Raw genomic sequence first — 21,391 nt, forward strand, 5'->3', positions numbered from 1 at the left:
TCCGTCACGTGTCGGATGTGAGCAGGACCTTGAAGGGGCGATGACGGGCTTCGTTGTTCAGGGCCTCCAGTCCCTGCGGCAGTTCGCCGAGGGGAAATCGATCTCGGGTCATGAGGGCGGCCCAGTCGCCGCCCTTGGCGATGACGTCGATGGCGTCTCGGAAGTCGTCATCGCCGTCCGCGCGGCAGTACGAGAAGGAGCCGCGCAGGGTGATCGAGCGACGGAAGACATCCCGCAGGGGGACCGAGAGAACGACACGGGGCGCGTAGGCGTTCTGGACGAGAACCGTTCCCCCGTCACGAACAGCCTTCAGCGCCTGGCGTATGGGGGCGTCGCTGTGACCAGACGCGGCGTCCACGACGGCGTCGCACGCCGGCAGCTCGGCAGAGTGGAGAGTGATGTGCCGGTCGAGGACGTAGCGCAGTTGATGCGATCGCGAAGGTTCCCTGACCAGCATGTGCACGTCCCACCCCGCCTCTGCCGCGCAGATGGCCGTACACACCGCAAGGACGCCGCCCCCGATGATGCCGAGCCGCCCCATGGGCACACGTAGCCCGCAGCGGACTCCGTGCAGGGCGACCGCCATCGGATCGGCGAGGACTCCGTGCGCGGGATCGTGCAGGTGGCGAAGCGGGACGATGCTGTCGCGGGGCGCCCGTACGCAGTCGGCGAGACCTCCGGGAAGATCCCACCCGATGCGCTGGAGTCGTGGGCAGAGGTGGACATGGCCGCGGTCGCAGTAGTGGCACGAGCGGCAGGAGATTAGCGGGTCGATTGCGACCCAGTCACCCGTCTCCGTGTCGACACCGACGATCTCGTGCCCGGGGTACCACGGTTCCGGCAACTGTCCTTGCCAAGGGTGATTGAGCTTCGCGACGTCGCTTCCGCACAATCCTGAGAAGCGTGTCTCGACGAGCGTCGTGTCGCGTGCCGAGGACATGGCGACCGGAGCGGGGAGTCGGCAGAGGACTCCGTTCTCAACTGCCCACGAGTACGGGCCGGTCATCGCTGCCCCCATCTGTCCAGCAAGGTGGGGAGAGCTTCCACGTCGGGTATCGCTCTGCCGGACCAAGCGGTCTCGCCGAACGCGAGGCCACTCGGCCCGCCCCGACGTTCCACGCGCACGGCACGCATGCCGGCCCGCTCTGCGCCGGCAAGCTCGTCACCGCCGCCGTCGCCGCAGTAGAGGGCCTGCTGCGGGGCGACACCGAGGTCTCGGAGGACCGTGCGGAAGAGCAGACGGTCGGGCTTCACCGCCCCCGCCCGGCAGCTGAACACGACAGCGTCGAAGTGTGGCGCGAGGTCGCTTGCGCTCCACGCTTCGGCGATGTCCGGTGACGCGTCGCTGAGGACGGCCAGCCTGGTGCCACCGCGCCGAAGCTGCTCCAGCGCCCGCAGGAGAGAGGCATCGGCCTGGAGACGGACATGGGCGAGCCGGGTCAGGAGCACTTCCAGCTCATTCACACAGGCCGCAGAGGCGTCGCAGCGGGCGACGAGGTGAACCGCCACCTCGGTGGTGGACGCCATCTGCCCGTCGTGCCTCGCCTGCCAACTGTCGGACAGCACCGACTCGGCGACCGCCGGGGACACGCGCAGTATCGCGGCGAACTGGGCAGCGGCAGCCCTCCGCTCGACCACAATCGGGGCTGCGACGAGCGTGCCGAATAGATCGAGTATCACTGCGGTCGGGCGTGGAGCCGGAGCAGCAGAACTCCGCTGCGGTGAAGGGCCAAGCAGTACGTCGCCCACTGGATGTGTGGCGGGCGCGGACAGGCTCGTCGACATGGAGGTGCCCGTCGGCGGATAGCGCATGGTGAGGCTCCATCGGTAGATCGGTGATCTCGTGCAGAACCGAACTCTCCGGCTGGCTGGGCTGCGGCCAGATGACGCCTTCTCGGGCGTCCGACAGACGAGGAAGGTGGACTTGGCTGCCACCAGGTCGAGGCCGCGCTGGGTCGCCAGGGCCCGGTGATGCCGCCGGCGCGCTCACAGCCGTAGCCCTGACAGCAAGCTGGCGACCGACGCCGTGACGTCCTTCACGAACGGGCCGACGGTGTGGGTCCCGGCGAGATACAGACCGAAAACCGAGCACACAACGGCGTGACCCGCCTTGAGCCCACCTCCGCGGCACAAGAAGACGATCACGATGCCGAGGAGCAGCAGGACAGCAACATCGACAGCCACCGTGGAGCCCCCTTCGATCTCGGACGAATAGTGGAGACCGAGGCGGGTACTGGGACGACCGCGTCGGTGTGACCATGACAGCGGCTCGGAGCTGTGCGGAGTATCACAAGCCGTTCCTGAAGCTGCTCATCAGCAGCTCATGGCTGGCCGACCTGACTTTTCAACATCCGCTTACACACGGGTTCATGACAGGCAGACTTAGGCTCCGGATCATGACCAGGGATGGGCAGGCGGTAGGCGCGGTGGGTAAGAGTCGCCCGGGGTGGCGCCCGGACAAGTTGAGACAACAACGCGAAGCTCACGGCCTGACGCTCGAAGGCGCGGGCGAGCAGCTGCGCGAGGTGGCCCGGGCCGCGGGGCTCACGGTGCCGGCGGCCAACTTTCAGACGCTGTGGCAGCACGAGCAGGGAGAGGTCTATCCCGGACCGCACTACCGTCGCGCGTACTGCCTTCTGTACCGCGCGACCGAGCCCGAGCTCGGTTTCCGTAACGCTCTGCCCGACGAGGCCACGAAGCTCAAGTTCACCGCGTCGAGCGAACCGCAGAACGGCGCCCACGTCCTGGCCGTGGAACGGGCGTTGCACCAGCTGGCGCCGAGTGCGGAGGACGCCGACGGCTTGGGCGTCCAGCAGCGAATCCTCGACGCTTGGAAGCGGCGTCATACCGGCGGTGATCCGAACCGGCCGACACTGATGATGGTCGGAGGCTACGCGGGCAGCGGGAAGTCGGAGTTCGCCCGCTTCGTATCGCAACTCACTGGATGGCCTGTCCTCGATAAGGACCCGATCACGCGCCCGCTCGTGGAGCGGCTCCTTGTTGAAATGGGCAGCGAGCCCAACGACCGGCACACCGACCTCTACCGGGAGAAGGTCCGCCCGCTGGAGTACCAGTGCCTGCTGGAGACCGCGTACGCGAACGTCGACTGCGCGATTAGCACCGTCCTCTCCGCACCCTTCATCGCCGAGACCACAGACCCTCGGTGGATGCGGCGCCTGATCAACCGCTGCGAAGCCCGTGGCGTCACCGTGGCTGTCGTCTGGATTCAGTGCGACCTCGACACGATGCACGAGTACATCAGCTTCCGGTCCGCCGCCCGGGACAGCTGGAAACTCCAGAACTGGGACACGTACGCCGCCGGGATCGATCTTGAGCTGCGGCCCGTCGTGCCGCACTTGGTTGTCGATAACCGGCTCGGCTCCGCGATATCGCTCACAGACCAGGTGCGCCAGGTCTTCGGGACGGTGTTCCAGTGAGGCAGGGCATCCTGCTGTACGGGCCGCCGGCGGCGGGCAAGGACACGATCACGGCGGCGCTCACCGAACTCGACGAGCGGTACGTACTGTTCACCCGGCTGAAGATCGGGACCGGGAAGACCAGGGGCTACCGGATGGGTACGCCAGAGCAGCTGACCGCCTTAGAGGCACGCGGCGATGTCATCTACCGCAACGACCGGTACGGCAACATTTACGTCGTCGACCGCCCCGGCCTCGACCAGGCGGCCATGGAGGGCGGCAAGACCCCCGTCGTCCACCTCGGCCAGATGGCGGGGATCGAGAAGGTGACCGCCCTCTACCCCGCGCGCTGGGTGCGCGTTCTGCTGTGGTGCTCCAAGGAGACCACCGCTCGCCGCTCACCACAGCGCGGTGACACCGACACGGCGGCCCGACTAGCCGCGTGGGACGCCACTCTGGCCGATCTTGCGGCTCATCCGCGGGCTCAGTGGGAACTGCGCGTGGAGACGGACGCGACGGCACCCCATGAAACCGCACAGAGGATCGACGACATCGTCCGCACCACGCCACCTCGCTCCTGACGGTCAGGACGTCAGCGCCCCAGCGGATGCGCCCTGCTCAACTCGGGTTGTCCAGGTCCCGCTCAAGGCGCAGAGCTTCCAGGGCCTCAGCGATATCCAGCCGCTCGTCTCTGTTCCCGTCCCACCGGGCAAGCGTCGCGGCAGCCGCGTGCATAAGGGAGTCCGGCAACCCGGCGTCGGCGAGAAGGGCCGCCGCGTCCTCAAGCTCTGGGCCCCAACGCCAGGCGCGGGCAGCGGTTTTGGGGATGTAGTCGGTCTCCACGAGGTAGCTGCGGGTGCGCTTGGCCGCGATCACCAGCAGTTCGTCCGCGACCCCGTACGTGTCCGCCGCCCCGTAGGCCACGGCAGCCAGCACTCGGGAGACCTTCTGGTAGCTGGAGTACGCGAGCTTGAGTGCGGAGGCTTTGCCGATGCTGTCGCCCAGGACGTGGGTCCGCACATCGGTGCCGGCGAAAAGTTCGGCGATCCGGTCGGCCTGCTCGACGGCGCCGGAAAGGTAGAGCGTCGGGGACTTGCCGCCCACCGGAGGCGATCCGACCACCGCGGCATCCATGACCGGCATCGGGGCCAGGCGGTCGGCGATACTCACCACGCGCGACGGTGAGACGGCGTTCGCGTCGACATAGATCGTGCCCGCTTCGGACATGCCGAGCTCGGCTACCTGGCCGGCGGTCTCCTCCGCTGCGGCGGGAGGGCACAGGGAGAGCAGCACATCGGAGCGGGAGACAAGCTCGGGCAGCGCCGCGCCTTCGAGGCCCGAGCGCTCCGCCCGGCGACGAGTCGCGTCGCTACGTCCGTCGGGGCACCACAGCACTGTGTGGCCACGGGCGCGCAGCTGGGCGCCGAAGGCGGATCCCATGCTGCCGGGGTGCAACAGCCCAACGGTGCTCGTCATGCCGTGGTCCTTGTGCGGTCGGCGGAGTGCAAAAGCAGCAGGTCGATGGCGGCGCGTGCATGCGGCACCACGTGGTCCGGCTCGGGATCGTCCGGCGGCCAGGAGCGGCCGTTGCCGATCCAGACGGTGCGCAGTCCTGCGGAGCGTCCGCCGCCGATGTCGTTGACCGGGTTGTCCCCGACCATCCAGCCACCGTCGCCCAGCACGGTGCCGCAGCGGGACGCCGCCAGGGCGAAGTGCCGGGTCTGCGGCTTGCGCGCGTCAGCCTCCTCGGAGATGAAGACGCCGTCCACGCGCTCGGAGATACCGGTGGCCCGCAGCTTGGCGCGCTGGATATCCGCCGCACCGTTGGTCGCCACCCCCACCCGCCAGCCGGCCGCACGCAACTCCTCCAAGCCGTTGAGGATCCCGGCGTGGCACGACACCAAGGCCGCGATGTCCGTGCAGTACGTGTGCCACAACTCCGCAGTCGACACGGGCAGTCGGTACCGAGTGCGGATCGCCTCAAAAGTGGATGGATAGGCCCGCTCGGCCACCATGTCTAGGACGTTCGCCTGATCTTCGTCCTCCAGGCCGTGCTGGGCGGTGAACTCTGCGGCCCAGCCGGCGAGCGTTCCCCGCCGGTCCACGAGGGTGTTGTCGAGGTCGAAGAGAACGAGAGGCGGCTGCACATCCCGCACCTTAATGCGCGGCGGTCAGCTGTGTGCTCGGGGCTGCGGGGCGGGTCGAGTGCCCTTCCCGCTGCGCTCTGCGCCGCGCATCGTTCCTTCATGCTGCCAAAGTGATCAATCTAGACCGATGCGCCTACGGCTGCGCCGAGCCCAGGGCGGCATCCTTGTTCCGGCCGGCCCAGCCGTTGTGGGTGCGCCAGAGGAGGTGGACACCGTAGACGGCGAGCAGAGTTTCGGCGGACCAGTCCTCGGCCGGAGGCTCGGTGAGGACCAGGTAGAGACGGTCGGCGGGGGCGGCCAGGGTGTGGTTGATCTCCAGGAGGCGGGCGGCACCCGAGCGGAGGTCGGTGTAGGCGGAGTGACCGGCGCCGAGGATCTCGTATAGGAAGTCGCCATCTTCGGCCGTGCGGCTGACATCTACGACTTGGGATGACGTCGCCTGTTCGTCGGCCTCGAACAAGGCCGACATCAGGGCGTGGCGCACCGCTTCGTGCTTCTTGCACGTGCGGTCGGCGGCCGCGGTGGTCTCCAGCGTGTGCAGAAGATTCGTCGCGGAAGGTGTCGTTACGGCGGTGTCCTCGGCGGATGCCATGGGCTCGGCTGCTTCCTGCTCGGGCTGCGGTGCGGAGGGTGTGGGTGCGGTCTCGGCTGTCGGCTCGGTCAAGGTGGTCATGCGGTGCTGAAGCGTCTCCCGGGCCTGGACCAGAGAGGGGGACCAGTCCGTTCGCGCCAGGTTCTCGCGGAGACGACTCACGTCCAGGCTGTCGTCCTTGAGGGCGCGATTGGTTTCGGCGGCGAGGTCACGCAAGAGGTTCAGACTCTGTCTGTCGGGTGAGCCGAGCACTCGTCTTACGTCCACCCAATCCGCCTGGTCGCGGCGGAGTACGCGGTTGGCCATGCCCTTGAGCTCGGAGAGCCGTTCACGGGCGTTCTCCGGTAGGGCGACGCCGTCGGCGGTCAGTTCGTCGAACACGCCGAGCGCCGCCAGGTAGCGCTCGGCCATCTTCGCCGAGATGGGCTGGCGTCCACGCTGGTCCGTCGTGAGCAGGCAGTGGTTCCTCTCCTGCGCGAAGACCCAGCAGTCCAGCTTCTCGCCGGGGCGGGGCGGAGTCGATCCGTGGCGGACGGTCAGGATTAGCGGGACCTTGACCGGCGGGGAGAGCGCTTTGACCTTGTAGCGGCCGCCTGTACCCCGGTCGAGGACGCGGACACGAATGTCGGTGCCGATCTCGGGGACGTCAGCGGCCGCCATCGACGGCTCGGTGGGGGTGGTTCCAGGCCCGGGAGTATCGGTGGTGTCCATGAGGGCATCCGGGAGCGGGGAGGTGTGCAGGACGGTCAGGCTCTGGGTGCTGCGGGTGAGAGCGACGTAGAGCTGGCGCAGTCCGGCTGGCCCGCGGTCGGCGATGGTGGCGGGTTCGACGACGAGGACGTGGTCGTACTCCATGCCCTTCGCCTGGGCGGCGGCGAGAACCGACACGGCCGCGCGGCGCTCTTCGGTGAGGCCGGCGGTCTGATCCAGATGACGGTTGATCTCGTCGAGCCAGCTGGAGTCGTCGGGGACGATGACGGCCACGGAGCGCAGGGTGTGTCCGTCGCTGGTGCCAATGAGCTGAGTCGTCTGGGCGACGGTGTCATCGAGCAGTGTCCACGGTTCGACTGCCATCGTCCGGACACTGTCGGCGCCTGCTTCGCGTACCGCTTGCGGGTAGGGGAGCGAGGGGGCGATTGTGCGAGCCAGGGGTGCGACGAACTCCATGATTTCCGCCGGTACGCGGTAACTGGTGTTCAGTTCGGCGACGTGCCAGTCGCCGTGGTCGGACAGCAGGGTGCCGAGGCGGTCCCAGTCGGCGTAGGCATGCGGACCCGTGGCTTGGGCGAGATCGCCGAGTACGGTCATGGAGCCGTTGACCGCGATGCGTCGGCGCAGTGAGCGTGCCTGCATGGGGGTCAGGTCCTGGGCCTCGTCGATGACGATGTGCCCGTAGCGTTGTGGAGTCTCTCCAGTGATGAGGTAGCGCAGCTCTTCCAGGCAGACGCGGTCGTCGAGGGTCCAGAGGTCGGCGTCCGCCGTGGCTGCCCTCGGACGGTGAAGGGCTGCCTGCTCCTCCGGGTCGAGGACGCCGTCGGCGCAGGTGCGCAGGAGTTCGGGGGAGTCGTAGAGGCTTCGGAGGGCTTCCCTGTCACCGGGCGACTGCCAGACGCGTTCGATCAGCCGCTCGACCTGGCGGTTGCGTTCCAGGTCCCGGCGGATCGTGTCTCCTTGGCTGCGGCGTGGGGCCAGAGCAACGAGTTCCTGCAGCAGGCGGTCCACGAGCAGACTGCGGAAGCGGTTGCGGCGCTCTCGGTAGGAGCCGTCGCCCTCGCGTGCCTCCTGGAGAAGGACACATCGCCGTCCCAGAGGCGGTTCATCTGAACCGCGTTGATGTTCCGGGTGCCGAGGGTCGGGAGGACCTGGCCGACGTAATCGAGGAAGCGCTCGTGCGGGCCGATGACCAGGACATCCTGCGCCTTGAAGTGGTCGTTGTTGACGAGCCACGTCACGCGGTGCAGGCCGACCGCGGACTTTCCGGTGCCCGGGCCGCCCTGCACGACAAGGATGTCGGCGGGAGAACCGGTGACGAGATCCATCTGATCGCGGCGGATGGTCTCGACGATGTCCCGCATGCTGCCACTGCGGGAGCGCTGGAGCTCTCGCAGGAGGAAGTCATCGGGCGGCTGTTGTCTCTGCCGATGGAGCTGGGCGACATCGGACGGGGTAGGAGCCGACGGGACCGCTGGCGTCTCGGACGCCGCGACCTTGGAATCGTCCTGGACCCCCGCTTGGGGCTCGGTGCCATCGATGACAGACGGCGTGGTGGGAGAAACGACGGAGATTTCATCGACGTACGCTTCGACGACGTTCTTCGCGCAGCGCAACTGTCTCCGCAGGAGCACTTCACCTGGCGCCTCGGGCAGGGCCTTCGCCCACTTCTCCGCCACCGGGGCGGTCCACAGCACTACGACGGTCTCGCGGGTCTCGACGTCGGAAACGGCACGGCGGCCGATGTAGAAGGTGTCCGACTCTTCGCCCGGCTGGACCTTGACGCGGCTGACGACCAGCGACGCGTCCCCGAGGCCGGCGTATTCTGCGGCCTTCTGCTCGGCGTCCTTCCGGTTGGCGACGCTGTCCTTGCCGCTGGCGGAGGCCGCGGCGATCGAGCCGCCGCTCAGTTCGGCCAGTCGCTTCTCATAGCAGTCGTAGGCGCGGTCCACCGCCTTCTGCTCTTCGGCGATGATCTCGTCGCGCGTGGTGGTGCTCATGTACGTCCCCTCCCCCTGCGGCGCTCCAAGAGACGCCGCGCGCCGGGCATATGCCCGGCCCCCGGCAAAAGACTTATCAGACGCATGGGCCAGCTGTGAATATTCGGTCAACGAGGCAATTCCCGTACTAGTTCGCTGACTTCCGCACGCCATGAGTGGACCTGGTCTCGGGTAGGACCGATCTCGTACTGGTGGTAGTGGCACCCGAGGCAGAGGTGCGACCAGACGGCGTTGGCCCTGCGGGCGATGGTCGCGGCGGTGTAGCAGCGCAGGCAGAGCATCTTCGCCCGCGTGGTGATGCCGGCCAGTCCCGGCATCGCGGCGTCGAGCGTGCGGTCGACCGCGATCTCCAGGGCGGTCCGCAGCGCTAGGGAGGCTCCACGGTGCCGACCGGCCGCCGAGGCTTCGACGCTGGGGTCGGAGAGCAACTGGTCGGCTGTCAGCAGCAGCTCGTCGATCGAAGTACTTGCGGCGCCGGTCACTTTGCCACCTCCGTCTTGCGCACCTTCTGCGCGAGCTCGCTGATCTCGGTCACGAAGCGGTGCGCGTCGACGATGCGGGTTCCCGTGGCGTGGGCACCGCTCTGACACTGCTTGAGGAGGTCCACCGCACGCGGGCCGCAACGGGTGCGGAGCTCCCGGTAGACATCGCCGGTGCGGCCGATGTCGCCGAAGAAGGCCAGCGCGGCCATCTTCATGAGCTTGTCCGCGTCGGCCATGGCGGACTGCAGATCGTGCTCGGAGCCCCCGGAGCGGAGGTGCTGCACCCAGGCCGCCTCGACGAAGGCGTTCTCCAGCGCGATCCTGCACAGTGCGGGGAGCACGTGGGTGCGGGCCGCCTCCGGAAGACTCTCGGTACTGGCGAGAGCCCTGGCATCCGCGATCGCCTGGCGGACCGGATCGGTCACCGCCTTGACGTTCACCTTGGACGCCTTGCCCCGCTCGACCTCGAACACCGTGACCGGCAGCTCCTGGGTCGTGAAAGCGCGCTGAAGCCGGGTGTCGTGGGTGAACACGACCACCTGCCGGTGCTCGCCGAGCTCGTGCAGGACCTGGGCGAGCCCGTTGACCTTGGCCGGGTCCATGGACTGCACGGGGTCATCAATGACGATGAAGCCGAACGGGCTGTCGGCGGTGGCCGCACGGGGCAGGAACAAGGACAGCGCGAGAGAGTGCTGCTCTCCCTGGCTCATGACGCTCAGCGCCGAAGCCTCCTCCCCGTCGACGGTGACGTCCATGACAAGCTTGCGGACGTTGGCCCTTTCGCTGCCCTGGAGGCTCACCGACTGGAGGTCAATGTCGCTCTCCTGGCGAAGCTTCTCCCAGATGCGCTGGGAGTGGCCGGTGAAGCCCTCCATACGCCTCTCCCGCAGCTCCGCGGTGAGCGTCTTGACCCAGGTGCGGGCCTTCCTTACAAGGCCGAGTCGGGGCTCGGCGTCTGCCGCGGTGCGGGCCATTTCCGTCCAGCTCGCCAGGCGCGTGACGAGCTGACGCCACCGTTCGTCCCGCTTCTCCAGCTCCCGGACGGCGTTGTCCTTCACGGCGGCGCAGGCGGCGGCCAGGGTCAAGGCGGTGTCGTGGAAGCGCTGCACGAGCTGAGCCGGATCGCTGATCGCACGGCAGGCAAGCCATTCGTTCCAGGGATCGGTCAGGGCGGCCGGGATCCGCTGAGGCGTCTCGATGAGGTTCTGAGCCGCCCGTGCCGCCGACCGCAGTTCGCTGCGCGCGTCCTCGGCGGTCTTCGCCTCCTTCCGGAGCAGGGCGATCTGGGCACCGGCGTCGGCGGCCCACGCGGCGTCGAGGACCCGTTCCGTGCCACAGACCGGGCAGGACCCTTCGTCGGGATGACGGTTGCTGTGGGCCAGGGCCTTCTCCAGCAGGCCGGCGCGCTGCAACGCGTCCTCGGCCCCGCTCAGGCGCACGTCCTCGACTCCGGCGAGTGCCTCGCGCAGCCGGTCCACCGCTGCTCCGACCTGCTCCAGGTCAGGGCCCCGCATGTCGACCGCGGCACGCAGTTCGGTGAGGAGACCGTCATCGTCGGAGGGCAGGCCCGCCACGAGTCCGTCCAGCGCCTCGAAGTCAGGCCGGCCCTTCGTCTCAATGGCGACGAGCGCCTGGACCGCACGCTCGTCGTCCTCGAGTGCGTACAGCGCGGCCGTGATTTCCGGCAGCTCGTTCTTCGCCGCCTTGACCGCGTCGCCCAGCGCCTTCTCCTGCAGCCCAAGGTGGTTGTACGCGGCGCTCAGGTGCCCGAGTCCGAGGATCGTGGCGATGGAGTCATACATCTGGGAGGGCTTGCCGCTGATCATCCGGCCGAGGTCGACGTACGACAGAAAGGGACGGTAGTCCGTCAGGGCCTGCTTCCACGCCGCCTGGTCGAGGGGGACTGCGCCGTGTCCCGGACGCCGGAACGTGCCCACGCAGTCCGTGATGTCGTGGCCGGTCCAGGCGCGAGTGAGCGTGCTCCGGCCGGAGTCGCCCTCTACGGCGAGCTTGACCTCGATCTCCGTCTTGGCCCCGTCGTGAAGGTTGCGCCAGTTGCTGGTGCGCGTCGCGTCCTGCCCGAGCCAACGCATGTTCGTGCCGGTGAACGCCGTCTCGATGGCTTCGGCGATGCTGGACTTCCCCGAGCCGTTGCGGCCCACGACGAGCGTGACACCCGGGCGGGGGCTGAGGTTCAGCCAGGCCCGGGGGCCGATGCCGCGGAAACCTTCCACAGAGACGGAGTCGAGAAAGATCCGGCCCATGGGCGAGTTCCCCGGGGTCTGCGCGCTGCCGAGTGCCTCGGTCAGGAGTGCCTTCACGGGCTCGCCGAGGGGCGCGGCAGCCAGACGTGTCTCCACCAGGTCTGCGAGCGGCACGGACTCGGTGGCAGGGGCCTGTTGGGCGAGGGGCGCGGAAGGGGACGCGGCAGGCTCGTTCTGTTCCGAACTGGTCATTGGGAAGCTCCTTGATCCGGTACTTGACTGGGAGGTGGCGCAACAGCTGTGCTGCGGGGGCGTCGGGTTATCCGCGTGCGTCGGTTCCGATGAGCTCGACACCCAGAGATGTCGGAGATGACGAAGTCGACAGGGGCGGCGGTCGGTCGCCGATGGCGTGCGCGCGTCGCACGTACGCCGGTGGGCGGTTCCCCGTCAGCGGTCAGCCGCCGAGGGTGTACTCGAGGCCGTCTGCTCGAAGGGCGGCCTCCGCGTGAGAGCGCCGTCTCGGGACACCTCTCAGGCGGCCGGGGAGGGAGACTCCTCGACGTCAGCCGACCTTCTGCCAGTCCTGGCAGCCGCTGGTCTTGAAGTACTCGCCCTTGTTGACGGTGACGCGGCCCTGGCCCTGGATGTTGTCGTTGGCGATGATCGCGTCGAACTCGCCGGAGGCGTTCTTCAGGCGCGCCCAGTAGCAGTTGGGGATGATGCTGTCCTTCTCCGGGCCAGAGGTCCGGTAAGTGCCGGCCTGGATGTCCTCGCCCACGAGGTACTGGCCTTCGCCCGAGAAGCCGCTCGGGGGGCCGGACTCCTTCACCGGCTTCGGTTTGGCGGTGACCGTCGCCTTGACCGTCTCGGTGACAGTCACGGCTGGCTTCGGTTCGCCCGCGGCGGCCTTGGTGACCGTGACGGCCGGGGCGGGACCCGAGGAGCCCGCCGTAGCGCCGGACTCTCCGCCGCCACCTATCGAGGCACCGAGGATCAGCGCGACGAGCGCCGTCGCGCCGTGGGTGAGCCAGACCTTGCGGCGCGAAGGCGTGCGCCCGGCGGGCGGCAGGCCCGGCACGGGCGGCTGGGTGAACGTGTGCGGCGTCGCTTGCGGAGGCACCGTTGCCCAGCCGGGGCCGGCGCCCATGCCTTCCGACGGCTGGTGGGCGGGCGGCATCGAGGACATGTCAGTCATGGGGAGACCTCCGGATCGCGACTGCGGCGAGCACCGGGTGTCGGTGCGCCGAACGAGCACCAGAGTGGGACCGGAAGGCTCAGAAATTTGTTGGAGATGCTGATAACCGGGGTTATCAACTTTCCCCTCTTACTCCTTTCCCCTTCGCTGTAGGGTTCTGCCTGCCTCGGTGGCCGCTGATCGGCCGGTGAGGATGCCCGAACAGGACCGGGACGGAAGGGGGAGTGGAGCGAGTGACCAGCACACGCGAAGGGGCCGTGTCGCCCATCGTGCCCGAGCCGCGGACCTGGCGGATCACATATGCGGAAATCGCCACCCTCGCCCAGGTGCGTCGGCCCGTCCCCACCACCTGGAGCCGCAGGCACCCGGACTTTCCCGCTCCCGTCGCCCACGAAGAAGGGCGGCCCCTGTTCGACGCGCGCGCGGTCGTCGACTGGCTGACGACGACGGGTCGCGGCAACGCCGAACCCCGCCGCCTGCAGGCCGAACTGGCCCTGTACACCCTCGCCGCCTGGCGGACGCCTGCCCTTTGCGCCTCCGTTCTGGTGGGGGCGCTGACCGCGCTGATCTGCCTGCGCCAACAACTTGACGTTCCTCTCTCGGGCCAGAGCTGGGACGCGGTCCTCACCCAGGCCGACGAGCTCGATCCCGAGGACACGTACATGTCGGCCGAGTTGAAGGCCGTCCCGGAGTCGGACCGCCTCGGTCCCGAGCTGGCCGCGTTGGCCGACGAGCTGACCGAGGCCGCCTACACCCCCGCCGAGGCTTTCGACTGGGTCCTGGAGGCCCGCCGCCGCCTCGGCTCCCACGACCTGGCCGCCGACGAGCCCACCCCGGCCGTGGTACGCGCCCTCGCTGCCCTGTCCGGCGTCGACACCCTTGACGAAGGCTCCGTCGTCGCCACCCCGCACGCGCGCTCCGGCGACCTGCTCGCCGCCCTGCACGCCCGGGCCGCCGAGGACTCCGGCCACACCTACCTCGCGGCCGACCCCGACCCGGTGCGGGCCCGCCTGGTCCGCCGCCGGATGCTCGTCCGAGGCGTGAACGAGTTCGACCTCGGCGTCACCGAAGGGGAGGACCTGCCCGTCGACGACTGGGGATATCCCCATCTGCTGGTCTCCGTCCTCCCCTACGAGTCGGGGGAGAACCGCAGCCCACAGGTCGTCCTGGAACAGGTACAGGCACTCACCGACTACCTCGACGAAGGCTCGACAGCCGTCGTTCTCGGCCCCGCCGACGTGCTCGTACGCCCGTTCCCCCGGCACAGCGAGGCCGACCGTCTGCGCCGGTCCTTCCTCCGGGACGGTTTACTCAAGGCCGCGGTGAGCCTGCCCGACGGCGCGTTCCCCTACCGTCCCGGCTACCGCACCGCCCTCTGGGTGCTGGCCCGCACCTCGGCGGAACACCGCACGGGCCTGGTCCTCCTCGCCGATTACTCTGCGCAGCCGCTCACCGACACGGTCCTTGACGTGCTCGCCGAGGACATCGCCATCTGGCGCGCCGCCCCCTGGCGTGGCGACCGCCGCCACGAACCCCGCCACGCGGTGATCGTCCCCGCGAAGGACCTCGACGACCGGCCGGGCGCCGCCTTCACCACCCAGCACCGCCCGCCCATGGCCCGCTACTCCCGGGGGATCATCGAGCGTCCGGTCCGCATCAGCGCCCTGGAGCAGCGCGTGACGGAGTTGCACGAGCAGGCCCGGCAGCGCGCCGACCTGCGCACGGCACTGAGCACTCAGGCCGTGCTGCGCCCCGATGACCAGCCGGTGCGGCGTACCACCGTCCGCCGGCTCCTCGACGATCGGCGCCTGCGCCGACGCCCCGGGCACCGTTTCGCCGACGAACACCTCACGGCAGACGGCCACTACACCGTGCTCACCCCCGACGAGGTCCTCGGCATCGCACGCCCGGGCGGACGCCGCATCGACCGCGGAGTCCTCCTCACCGGCTACGAACACGCCCTGTTCACCGAGCCGGGCGACATCGTCGTCACCACGAGCCCCCGCTTCGGCACCTACGTCGACGAAGCGGGCCTGTCCCTGGTGGCTGCCCCGGCCCGTATCCTCCGTGTCCCCCCCGACGCCGACCCTCCGGTGCTGCCACGGGTACTCGCAGCACTGCTGCGGGCGGCCGCCGCTGAGTACGCGCGTACCAGTGGCGCGGTGCGGGCCTCCCGAGGTATCGAAGACCTCCTCATCCCCGACCTGAGCAGGCGCGAGGCCGAGCGCTTCGACTCCGTGCTCGCGGAGATCGAGATCCGCGCGCACCTCCTGCGGGAGCAGTCCGCCGCTCTCGACGACCTGGTCCGCCTCACCGCCGCCGGCATCGCCGACGGCACGCTCACCCTCCAGAACCTCCCCGGAACCGACGACTGAAGGAGACGGTCTGCCCCATGGCTACCGCTGCGAAGAAACCCACCGAACAGGCGGAGTTGTTCAGCGCCTCCACCGCCAAGGAGATCCAGGCGATCCTGTGGAAGGCCGCTGACAAGCTGCGCGGCTCTATCGACGCCGCGCAGTACAAGGAGTTCGTCCTTGGTTTGATCTTCCTGAAGTACGTCTCCGACGCCTTCGACGAGCGCCGTTCCGAGCTCGCCGCGGAACTCGCCGATGACGGCATCACCGAGGACCGGATGGACGACTTCTTGGAGGACCGGGACGAGTACACCGGTGCCCACGTCTTCTGGGTACCGGAGACCGCCCGATGGACGTGGATCGCCACCCACGCCAAGAGCCAGGGCGTCGGCAAGCTCCTCGACGACGCGATGGACGCCGTCATGCGCGAGAACGCCTCGCTCACGGGCGTCCTGCCGAAAATTTTCAACCGCGACAACGTGGACCAGAAGCGCCTCGGCGAACTCGTCGACCTCATCAGCGACGCCCGCTTCGGCGGCAGCGGAGACAAGCTCGCGCAGGATGTGCTGGGTGAGGTGTACGAGTACTTCCTCGGCAACTTCGCGCGGGCCGAGGGCAAGCGGGGCGGCGAATTCTACACCCCGCAGTCCGTTGTCCGGCTGATCGTGGAGATCCTGGAGCCGTACGAGGGACGGGTCTACGACCCGGCGTGCGGCTCGGGCGGCATGTTCGTCCAGGCGGCCAAGTTCATCGAGGCGCACGCCGGGCGCGCCCACAAGGCCGACATCTCGGTGTTCGGCCAGGAGCTCAACGAGCGCACCTGGCGCCTGGGCAAGATGAACCTCGCCATCCACGGCATTGACGGTAACCTCGCCCCCCGCTGGGGTGACACCTTCGCGGACGACAAGCACCCCGACCTCAAGGCCGATTTCGTCATGGCCAACCCGCCCTTCAACATCAAAGACTGGGCGAGGGACGAGAGCGACCCGAGGTGGAGGTACGGGGTACCGCCGAAGAGCAACGCCAACTACGCCTGGCTCCAGCACATGATCTCTAAGTTGGGCGAGCGGGGCACCGCTGGCATCGTCCTGGCCAACGGCTCCATGAGCTCCCAGCAGAGCGGCGAGGGCGAGATCCGCCAGGCGCTGGTGGAGGCCGACCTGGTGGCCTGCATGGTCGCCATGCCCTCCCAGCTGTTCCGCACGACACAGATCTCGGCTTGCCTGTGGTTCCTGGCCAAGGACAAGACCCCGCAGGGCGCGAAGCGCCTGGACGACCGACGCGGAGAGATCCTGTTCATCGACGCCCGGAACATGGGCGAGATGGTGGACCGGACGGAGCGCGTACTGACGGAGGCTGACCTCGCGAAGATCGCCGGGACGTATCACGCGTGGCGGGGTACAGCGTCGGCGCATGAGGCGGGGCTGACGTACGCGGACGAGGCCGGATTCTGCTTCTCGGCCGACCTGGAGACCGTGCGGGGGCACGGGTATGTGCTGACGCCCGGGCGGTATGTGGGGGCTGTCGAGGCGGAGGAAGAGGGGGCGGAGGCTGTGGCGGAGAGGATCGCTAGCCTGACGGAGGAGCTGTACGGACTCTTCGAGAAGTCGGCGGAGCTGGAGAAGACGGTTCAGGAGCAGTTGGGGAGGATCGATGTCTGAGTGGCCCAGCACAAAGCTCGAAGATCTGGCGGCGCCGAGTAAGAACGCCCTTGCAACTGGCCCGTTCGGCTCCTCAATCGGCTCACGTTTCTTTCGCGACCAAGGCGTTCCTGTAATCCGCGGCAGCAACCTCAGTCTCAAAGTAGGCGAGCGCCTCATCGATGAGGGCATCGTGTTCGTGGATGAGCAGAAGGCCGATGAATTCCCTCGCAGCGTAGCGCAGAGGGGTGACCTCGTATTCACATGCTGGGGAACGATTGGGCAGGTCGGGCTAATCGATGAAAATTCGCGATTCGACCGCTACATTGTTTCCAACAAGCAGATGAAGCTGACGCCTGATTCGGGTCGAGTTGATTCGCTTTTTTTGTACTACGCCTTGTCCTCCCCTCATATGATGGAGCAGGTGCAGGGGATGTCGATTGGCAGTTCGGTACCGGGATTCAACCTCACACAGCTTCGGCAGCTTGAGGTCCCCTTCCCTTTGCTTGCTGTTCAGAAGGCCGTAGCGTCGCTACTCGGGGCGTTGGATGACAAGATCGCGGTTAATGAGCGCATCGCGACCACCGCTGACGAACTCATGCGGGCGATCTATCGAGAAGCAGATGGGAATTCTGCCGAATCAATCACCATTGGTGAACTTGGCAGGCTTATCCGTGATGGGGTATCCGCCTCTTCCCTAAATGGTGGCGAGCACTACATCGGCCTAGAGCACATGCCGCGACGGAACGTGTGGCTTTCCGGATGGGAGGAAAATGCTGAGCTGGCAAGCGGAAAGTTCGCATTCCGTTCGAATGACGTACTCTTCGGCAAGCTGCGTCCATATTTTCACAAGGTGGGCCTGGCGCTAACGTCTGGGATCTGTTCCACAGACATTCTCGTGGTCCGCCCTACGGAATCGGACCGCCTCGGCTGGCTGCTGCTTGCACTCTCAAGCGATGAAGTCGTAGCGCATGCCTCAGCAGTTGGCGATGGGACTCGGATGCCCCGCGCCAAGTGGAAGGATCTTGAGTCTTTTGTTGTCCCCTGGCCTGGAAATGCAGAGGCAGCTCGGCTCGATCAAGTGGTCCGCTCGATGGCCGCTCGGGTTCAGGCTTCGGTTCAGGAGTCCCGCACCCTTGCCGTCCTCCGCGACACTCTCCTCCCCCAGCTCATGTCCGGCCGGCTGCGCGTCAAGGACGCCGAGAAGATTGTCGAGGACCACGCATGACGCACCACGACGGAAGCGACAGAAGCCAGAACCACCGCCCCCTGGAAGCCGACTGGGAGTTGCTCGCCCTCGATGAGCTCGCCGAGCTGGCCTGGCTGCCCGCCTCCGGGAACGAGTTCGCCCCCGGCTCCGGGCACCGCAAGTCTTGGGACGACCTGATCCTCTACCCCGACCTCCGCGAGGCGATCGAGCGGCTCAACCCCGAGCTGCCCCCGGACGCCGTACGCGACGCCATCGCCGCCGCGGCGACCCCGGAGTCGCAGGACACGTACGAGGAGAACCGCACCGCCCACGGTTACCTGACAACCGGCATCCGCTCCGTCGTCTACACCGACGCCTTTGGTGCCGAGCACAACCCGACCATCCGCCTCGTCGACCTGGTGGACCCAGACGGGAACACGTACCGCGCGCTGAACCAGGTCACCGTCGTCGACGGCGAGAAGCGGCGCCGGTTCGACATCGTCCTGTACGTCAACGGACTCCCGCTCGCCGTACTGGAGTTGAAGCGCGCCGGCGACGAGAACGCCACGCTCCAGGACGCGCACTCCCAGGTCTCCCGGTACGTAAAGGAGTTCCCGACCGCCTTCCGCTACAACGCGGTGGTGCTGCTCTCCGACGGCATCACGGCGAAGTACGGCACGCCCTTCACCCCGTACGAGCACTTCGCGCCGTGGAACACGGACGAGACCGGAGCCCGTGTCGACCCGTTCACCGCGGACGGCAATGGGGTGGCCGACTCGGGCCAGAACCTGGCGCTGCACGGGCTGTTCACCCAGCCCCGGTTCCTCTCCCTGTGCCGGTCCTTCATCAACTTCGTCCCGTCCAAGCAGATGAAGCGCATCGCGAAGCCGCACCAGTACTTCGCGGTGACCCGGGCCGCGGAGAAGGTGCGGGAGGCGGCAGCCGGTGACGGGAAAGCCGGTGTCGTCTGGCACACGCAGGGCTCGGGCAAGTCCGAGGAGATGGTGCTCACCACGGCGATGGTAATGAGCGACCCGGCCCTGCTGAACCCAACCATCGTCGTCATCACCGACCGCAACGACCTCGACGACCAGCTGTACTCCACCTTCCTGGAGAGCGAGATCCTCCCGGGTACGCCCCTTCAGGTCGCGACCCGGGCCAAGCTGCGGGAGGAGCTCGCGGCCAAGCGGACCGGCGGCATCCTCTTCACCACCCTGCAGAAGTTCGGCAAGACCAAGGAGGAGAAGGAGGCAGGGTCCGACCACCCGCTGCTCTCCGACCGGCGCAACATCGTGGTCGTCGTCGACGAGGCCCACCGCAGCCACTACGACAACCTCGACGGCTACGCCCGTCACCTCCGCGACGCCCTCCCGCACGCCACGCTCCTCGCCTTCACCGGAACGCCGATCTCCGAGGCCGACCGCAACACCCGCCAGGTCTTCGGTGGCTACATCGACATCTACGACCTCAAGAGGGCCGCAGACGACGGCGCGACGGTCAAGGTCTTCCACGAGGGCCGGGTCATCAAGCTCGTCCTTGGCAAAGATGTCGACCCGACGAAGATCGACGAGGAGGCCGACCGCATCACCGACGGCCTCGACGACACCGAACGCCGCCGGGTCGAGACGGCCGTCGCCACGATGAATGCCATGTACGGCTTGCCGGCCCGTGTCAAGGATCTCGCCGAGGACCTAGTGGCGCACTGGGAGGAGCGGCGCGAGCGGATGCGACCGTTCGTCGGCGTCTCCGAGAAGGGCGGGGCGGCCGGCAAGGCGATGGTCGTCTGCGCGACCCGCGAGATCTGTGTCCGGGTCTACGACGCCCTGCGCGAGCTGCGGCCGGAGTGGCACAGCGACGAGCCGTCCAAGGGCGCGATGAAGATCGTCTTCTCCTCGAACTCCCGCAAGGACGAGGACCACCTGCTCGACCACGCGCTGCCCGACGGCCAGCGCAAGGCGGTCATCAACCGGGCCAAGGACCCCGACGACGAGCTGGAGCTGCTCATCGTCAACAACATGCTACTGACCGGCTTCGACGCCCCGCCGGTCCACACCATGTACCTGGACCGTCCACTCAAGGGCGCCAACCTGATGCAGGCCCTCGCCCGGGTCAACCGCCGCTTCCGCGGCAAGGAGGACGGTCTGCTCGTCGGCTACGCGCCGCTGACGGAGAACCTGCAGAAAGCGATCGCCGAGTACACGGACGCCGACCAGGAGGACCGCACCCTCGGCCAGGACCTCGACCGCGCACTGGACGAGCTGCGCAACGAGTACGACATCCTCAGCGACATCCTGCGCGGCTTCAACTGGCGTGCGCGTCTTGAACAGCCGACCGCGAAGGCGTTCGTCAACGCCGCAGGCGGGGCCGCCGAGTACCTCCGAAACCCGCGTACCCCCGGCAACGACCCGGAGAAACTCGACGACCCCCGCCAGACCGTCGGCCGGCGCTTCCGCGATCACTCCCACCGCCTGGAGCGCTTCTACGCGCTGTCCGCCAGCGCCACGAACATCGGCGAGCGATTCCCGGACCACCCGACATGGCGCCGGGACATCCAGTTCTTCGTCGAGGTCCGCGCCTACATGGCCAAACTCGACGCGGCGGACCGCGAGGCCCGCGGCCTACCCGTAGCTCGCGATGTCGAGCTGTACCTCGACCAGCTGACCTCGTCCGTGGTCGAGACCGGCGGGATATCCGACCTGTTCGCCGAGGCCGGCCTGGAGATGGCCGACCTGACACACCTCAACGACGCACTCGTCGCCAAGCTCCAGGGCAGCGACACCCCTCACCTCGCGGCGGAGGCACTGCGGCGGCTCATCGAGCAGAAGATGCGCGAGGTCACGCGTCACAACATCGTCCGCCGCACGGCCTTCTCCGACCGTCTGCAGGACCTGATGATCCGGTACACGCGGCAGCAGTACACGAGTGCCGAACTCATCGCCAAGCTGGTCGAGATGGCCAAGGAGGTGGTCGAAGACGCTCGGCGCGGCGAGAAGTTCGATCCGCCGCTGAACTGGCGCGAGCTCGCCTTCTACGACGCAGTGGCCGAGCACGACTCGGCGCAGGAACTCATGGGCGATGAGATCCTGGCGAGCATAGCCCGCGACCTCGTCGCGGAGGTCCAGAAGAAACTCAAGCCCGACTGGATCGCCCGCGAGCCGGTCCGCGCTGGTCTCCGTAGCGCCATCAAGCGCCTGCTGGCTCGCCACGGCTACCCGCCGGACCGTCGTGCGGAGGCGGTGAACCTGGTCCTGAAGCAGATGGAGCACTTCGCCGACGAGTGGGCCACCACCGGTATGCCGGACAGCTGAGCCGCGCGGCCGCGTTGGTGCAAGAGCAGTGCACCCACATCCCGACCGGGTCGGGGCCGAGGTCTCCCGCCTTTGGAAGACCTCGACCGCGGCCCGGCGATCACTCTGCGAACTCCGACCACCTTCGACGGCGAGAAGCCACTTCAGGAGCGG

Annotated in this window: 16 protein-coding genes; 6 read left to right on the forward strand and 10 right to left on the reverse strand. The window is 67.9% G+C overall.

Going from position 1 to position 21,391, the window contains the following annotated elements:
• Positions 1-4 precede the first annotated feature (4 nt).
• From J7E93_RS12955 to J7E93_RS12965, 3 genes are all read right to left on the reverse strand, one after another.
• Complete coding sequence (locus J7E93_RS12955; protein ID WP_308368463.1) at positions 5-1,018, reverse strand: alcohol dehydrogenase catalytic domain-containing protein; 1,014 nt, start codon at positions 1,016-1,018, stop codon at positions 5-7.
• Entirely contained in the window at positions 1,003-1,812 is an 810-nt protein-coding gene (locus tag J7E93_RS12960) for an HAD family hydrolase (protein WP_215068687.1), read from the reverse strand. Before J7E93_RS12960 ends, J7E93_RS12955 begins: the two co-directional genes overlap by 16 nt.
• Positions 1,813-1,986: 174 nt before the next feature.
• Positions 1,987-2,184, reverse strand: a complete 198-nt coding sequence (locus J7E93_RS12965; protein WP_215068688.1) for a hypothetical protein — start codon at positions 2,182-2,184, stop codon at positions 1,987-1,989.
• A 212-nt stretch (positions 2,185-2,396) separates the two neighbouring features.
• On the opposite strand from J7E93_RS12965, the gene J7E93_RS12970 reads away from it, so the two are divergent.
• Together J7E93_RS12970 and J7E93_RS12975 are read left to right on the forward strand one after the other, a co-directional pair.
• A complete protein-coding gene (locus J7E93_RS12970) occupies positions 2,397-3,437 on the forward strand; it encodes an AAA family ATPase (protein WP_031037661.1) in 1,041 nt (346 codons plus the stop codon).
• Positions 3,434-3,997: a guanylate kinase gene (locus J7E93_RS12975; protein ID WP_215068690.1), complete on the forward strand. Its 564-nt coding sequence runs from the start codon at positions 3,434-3,436 to the stop codon at positions 3,995-3,997. The genes J7E93_RS12970 and J7E93_RS12975 overlap by 4 nt, the downstream gene beginning before the upstream one ends.
• 37 nt (positions 3,998-4,034) lie before the next feature.
• On the opposite strand, the gene J7E93_RS12980 is transcribed toward J7E93_RS12975, so the two are convergent.
• The 7 genes from J7E93_RS12980 to J7E93_RS13005 form a co-directional block, all read right to left on the reverse strand.
• The gene (locus J7E93_RS12980) at positions 4,035-4,892 is read right to left on the reverse strand and encodes an NAD(P)-dependent oxidoreductase (protein WP_215068692.1); all 858 of its coding nucleotides are present in this window, start codon (positions 4,890-4,892) and stop codon (positions 4,035-4,037) included.
• Positions 4,889-5,563 carry an HAD family hydrolase gene (locus J7E93_RS12985; protein ID WP_215068693.1) on the reverse strand — a complete coding sequence of 225 codons (675 nt, stop codon included), beginning with the start codon at positions 5,561-5,563 and terminating at the stop codon, positions 4,889-4,891. The genes J7E93_RS12980 and J7E93_RS12985 overlap by 4 nt, the downstream gene beginning before the upstream one ends.
• Positions 5,564-5,696: 133 nt before the next feature.
• Positions 5,697-7,877, reverse strand: coding sequence for an ATP-binding domain-containing protein (locus J7E93_RS12990; RefSeq protein WP_374105379.1), 2,181 nt, complete (start codon positions 7,875-7,877; stop codon positions 5,697-5,699).
• Complete coding sequence (locus J7E93_RS38345; RefSeq protein WP_374105380.1) at positions 7,775-8,866, reverse strand: hypothetical protein; 1,092 nt, start codon at positions 8,864-8,866, stop codon at positions 7,775-7,777. The genes J7E93_RS12990 and J7E93_RS38345 overlap by 103 nt, the downstream gene beginning before the upstream one ends.
• A 107-nt stretch (positions 8,867-8,973) precedes the next feature.
• On the reverse strand, positions 8,974-9,348 hold the full coding sequence (locus J7E93_RS12995) for a hypothetical protein (protein ID WP_215068695.1): 375 nt from the start codon (positions 9,346-9,348) through the stop codon (positions 8,974-8,976).
• Positions 9,345-11,804, reverse strand: coding sequence for an AAA family ATPase (locus J7E93_RS13000; RefSeq protein WP_215068697.1), 2,460 nt, complete (start codon positions 11,802-11,804; stop codon positions 9,345-9,347). Before J7E93_RS13000 ends, J7E93_RS12995 begins: the two co-directional genes overlap by 4 nt.
• Before the next feature lie 310 nt (positions 11,805-12,114).
• Entirely contained in the window at positions 12,115-12,747 is a 633-nt protein-coding gene (locus J7E93_RS13005) for a hypothetical protein (RefSeq protein ID WP_251066467.1), read from the reverse strand.
• A gap of 233 nt (positions 12,748-12,980) precedes the next feature.
• On the opposite strand from J7E93_RS13005, the gene J7E93_RS13010 reads away from it, so the two are divergent.
• The 4 genes from J7E93_RS13010 to J7E93_RS13025 are packed head-to-tail and all read left to right on the forward strand — an operon-like array spanning position 12,981 to position 21,238.
• Complete coding sequence (locus J7E93_RS13010; protein ID WP_215068699.1) at positions 12,981-15,122, forward strand: hypothetical protein; 2,142 nt, start codon at positions 12,981-12,983, stop codon at positions 15,120-15,122.
• Positions 15,123-15,139: 17 nt separating this feature from the next.
• On the forward strand, positions 15,140-16,762 hold the full coding sequence (locus J7E93_RS13015) for a class I SAM-dependent DNA methyltransferase (RefSeq protein ID WP_215068701.1): 1,623 nt from the start codon (positions 15,140-15,142) through the stop codon (positions 16,760-16,762).
• The gene (locus tag J7E93_RS13020; RefSeq protein ID WP_215068703.1) at positions 16,755-17,969 is read left to right on the forward strand and encodes a restriction endonuclease subunit S; all 1,215 of its coding nucleotides are present in this window, start codon (positions 16,755-16,757) and stop codon (positions 17,967-17,969) included. Before J7E93_RS13015 ends, J7E93_RS13020 begins: the two co-directional genes overlap by 8 nt.
• Positions 17,966-21,238, forward strand: a complete 3,273-nt coding sequence (locus J7E93_RS13025) for a type I restriction endonuclease subunit R (RefSeq protein WP_215068705.1) — start codon at positions 17,966-17,968, stop codon at positions 21,236-21,238. The genes J7E93_RS13020 and J7E93_RS13025 overlap by 4 nt, the downstream gene beginning before the upstream one ends.
• The last annotated feature ends 153 nt before the right edge of the window (positions 21,239-21,391 follow it).

The sequence above is a fragment of the Streptomyces sp. ISL-36 genome, from assembly GCF_018614205.1.
Lineage (GTDB): Bacteria > Actinomycetota > Actinomycetes > Streptomycetales > Streptomycetaceae > Streptomyces.